2 protein-coding genes and 1 pseudogene are annotated in these 2,929 nt (G+C 35.6%); all 3 read left to right on the plus strand.

Features of this window, described 5'->3' with window-relative positions:
- Positions 1-179, plus strand: a 179-nt coding sequence (locus J576_RS19180; RefSeq protein ID WP_005004641.1) for an integrase core domain-containing protein, incomplete at its 5' end; no start/stop codon positions are given.
- 82 nt (positions 180-261) lie between these two features.
- Positions 262-2,217, plus strand: coding sequence for an alkyl/aryl-sulfatase (locus J576_RS19185; protein WP_000693745.1), 1,956 nt, complete (start codon positions 262-264; stop codon positions 2,215-2,217).
- A gap of 553 nt (positions 2,218-2,770) precedes the next feature.
- Positions 2,771-2,929: pseudogene (locus tag J576_RS20165) on the plus strand (IS3 family transposase); the annotation flags it as partial.

The raw sequence follows: 2,929 nt of genomic DNA on the forward strand, positions 1-2,929 counted from the left end.
GGAGCGTTAAATATGAAGAGGTGTATCTCAAAGCCTACAGCAATGTTTTGGATGCGAAGAAGCAATTAAACGCATATTTTGAATTTTATAATTTGAAACGACCTCATTCGAGTCTGGACAAAATGACTCCAGATGAGTTTTACTATGACCAGCTACCACAACAAAATAAGGTAGCTTAACTAGAGCAGAGTATCACTTATAAATAAGCTTTTAGTTGTTCAAACATGTGGGACCACCTCTTATTTAAAAAAAGGAAAGAAGATGAAAATTAAGTTTTTAACAGTTTCATTGATGCTTATTCTGCCATTTTCTGTTTTTGCAGCAAATACTGTAGTAGAAAAAGCGGTCATTGAATCAAATAATACATATAAGGCGAAGTATAACTTAGAGGATATGACTGAGTTTAATCAGGCTCAAAAGGGCTTTATTGCCAAGCCAACAGGTCAAATTAAAAGTGAGAAAGGCAATGTTATCTGGGATTTTGATGCATTTAGTTTTTTACAAGATCAAGCACCAAATACCGTTAATCCCACTCTATGGCGACAAGCAAAATTAAACAACAATGTTGGGCTATTTAAAGTAACAGATCGAGTTTGGCAAATTCGTGGTTTTGATTTGGCAAATATGACCATCATTCAGGGTGATACTGGCTGGATTATTGTGGATACATTAACCTCTAAAGAAACGGCTGAAGCAGCACTTAAATTTGCTAGACAGCATTTAGGTGAGCAAAAAATTTCAGCCATTATCTTTACCCATAGCCATATCGATCATTTTGGTGGTGCATTAGGCGTTCTTTCTAGCGAAGAAATTAACGCTAGAAAAACTCCAATTATTGCGCCAAAAGGCTTTATGGAAGAAGCGACCAGTGAAAATGTGATGGCAGGTTCAGCCATGATACGTCGTGCGACTTATATGTATGGAACTTTTCTACCTAAAAATGCGGAAGGATTGGTGGATACAGGTTTAGGTAAGGCTGTTGCTGTGGGAAAAATGGGCATCCTTGAGCCTACACAACTGATCACTCAACCAGAACAGAAAATGACGGTTGATGGCTTGGATTTTGTGTTTTATAACGTGCCGGGTTCAGAAGCACCAGCAGAATTAACGTTCTCTATCCCATCATTGAAACTTTATAACGGCGCAGAAATTCTATCTCATACCATGCATAATCTTTATACCCTTCGGGGTGCTAAAGTCCGTGATGCCTTAAAATGGGTGGGCTATCTAGACCAAGCAATGCAGCATGCCAAAGCATCCGATGTATTGATTGCACAGCATCATTGGCCTGTCTGGGGCAATGACAATATTCAAGATTTTATTAAAACCCAGCGAGATGTTTATAAGTTCACGCATGATCAGACGGTGAGATATATGAACTCTGGTTTTAATGGCGCTGAAATTGCCGAAAAAATTAAGCTTCCAGCGGCACTTGATCAAAAACTATATGCTCATGGCTATTATGGAACCCTAAAACATAATGTAAAAGCAGTATACCAATATTATATGGGATGGTTCGATGCCCATCCTTCCAATTTAGATCCATTACCCCCTAAAGCTGTTGCAAAAAAATATATTGAGTTAGCAGGTGGGGAGAACAATGCATTGAAAAATGCGCGGGATGCCTACGCTCAAGCTGACTATAGATGGGCTGCCGAGATTTTAAAACATATTGTGTTGAATAACCCTCAAAACCAACAAGCAAAAGACTTATTGGCGAATACTTATCGTCAATTGGGCTATGCTGCTGAGGCTTCAACTTGGCGTAATTTCTTTTTGGTGGGCGCTCAAGAGCTACAAAATAATGTACCCCTACAAAATACTTCTGATCCGAGTGATTTATTGATTCATACACCAACTGAAAGATTTCTTGAAGCTATGGCGACAAATTTAGATGTGGAAAATTTAAAAAATGAAAACCAGTGTATCAATCTGGTTTTGTCGGATACCAAAGAGCATTTTTCATTATGGGTTGAAAACTCAGTCATGCAGTTTAAGCGTTATGATGAAAGTAAAGATTTGGCATTGGATTGCCCTACATTAACCTTAACCAAGCCCTTATATCTAAAAATGATTACAGGTCAAATAGAAGGGGTAAAAGTCCTGCTTTCTAAAGACAGTAAAGTCAAAGGTAATCCACTGAAAATTGGAAAATTCTTTGCAATGTTTAAACGTCCAGATTCAATTTTCCCGATTGTGACTCGACCAAATGGCTAAGCTCAAATAAGTAAAGTCGAAACTTAAATTAATAGATCCAAAGAAATGGGTGAAATTATCAACTTGGTTCTCCCAATCTTATAACAGGAATACAAGAAATTATTTCTTGTATTCCTCTTTAAAATTAAAAGTAAGCTATATGTATTTTAACTCTATTGATACTTTATTAAATGGTTTTTGAATTTTTATACTTTATTTTCGATGGAGATATTTTTATTAGTAGCTTGTTTAAAAAAGATTTGTTTATTTTTCTATTAATTGCTTCTAAATAATAACTTCAATATTTTTGTGGTTAAAAGGCAAGGGGGTATTATGATGTGTTTTTTATTGAAAATAAGCTTTTATATTAGGTTAACTTGATTGCACTATTTGATGATTATATTGAGTAAATATATAGGTCATGATGATCATATCAATATCCGATAGTTTAAGAGCTCAATATTTGTTTTGCCAAGCTTATATTTTAGAGGTGGATCAGGAAATTTGAACAACACTTATAAGTGATATTTTGCTCCCCAAATGATGTTATAAACATCAATATATGGAGTATTTTATGGCACGTAGACCAAGAAGAAATCATTCAAATGATTTTAAAGCTAAGGTAGCACTTGCTGCGATTAAAGCAGAAAAAACACTTGCTGAATTGAGTGCTGAATTTGATGTTCATCAAAACCAAATTATCGACTGGAAAAATCAACTGATTTCAGCTTCC

This window comes from Acinetobacter sp. 766875, assembly GCF_000582055.1.
Lineage (GTDB): Bacteria > Pseudomonadota > Gammaproteobacteria > Pseudomonadales > Moraxellaceae > Acinetobacter > Acinetobacter nosocomialis.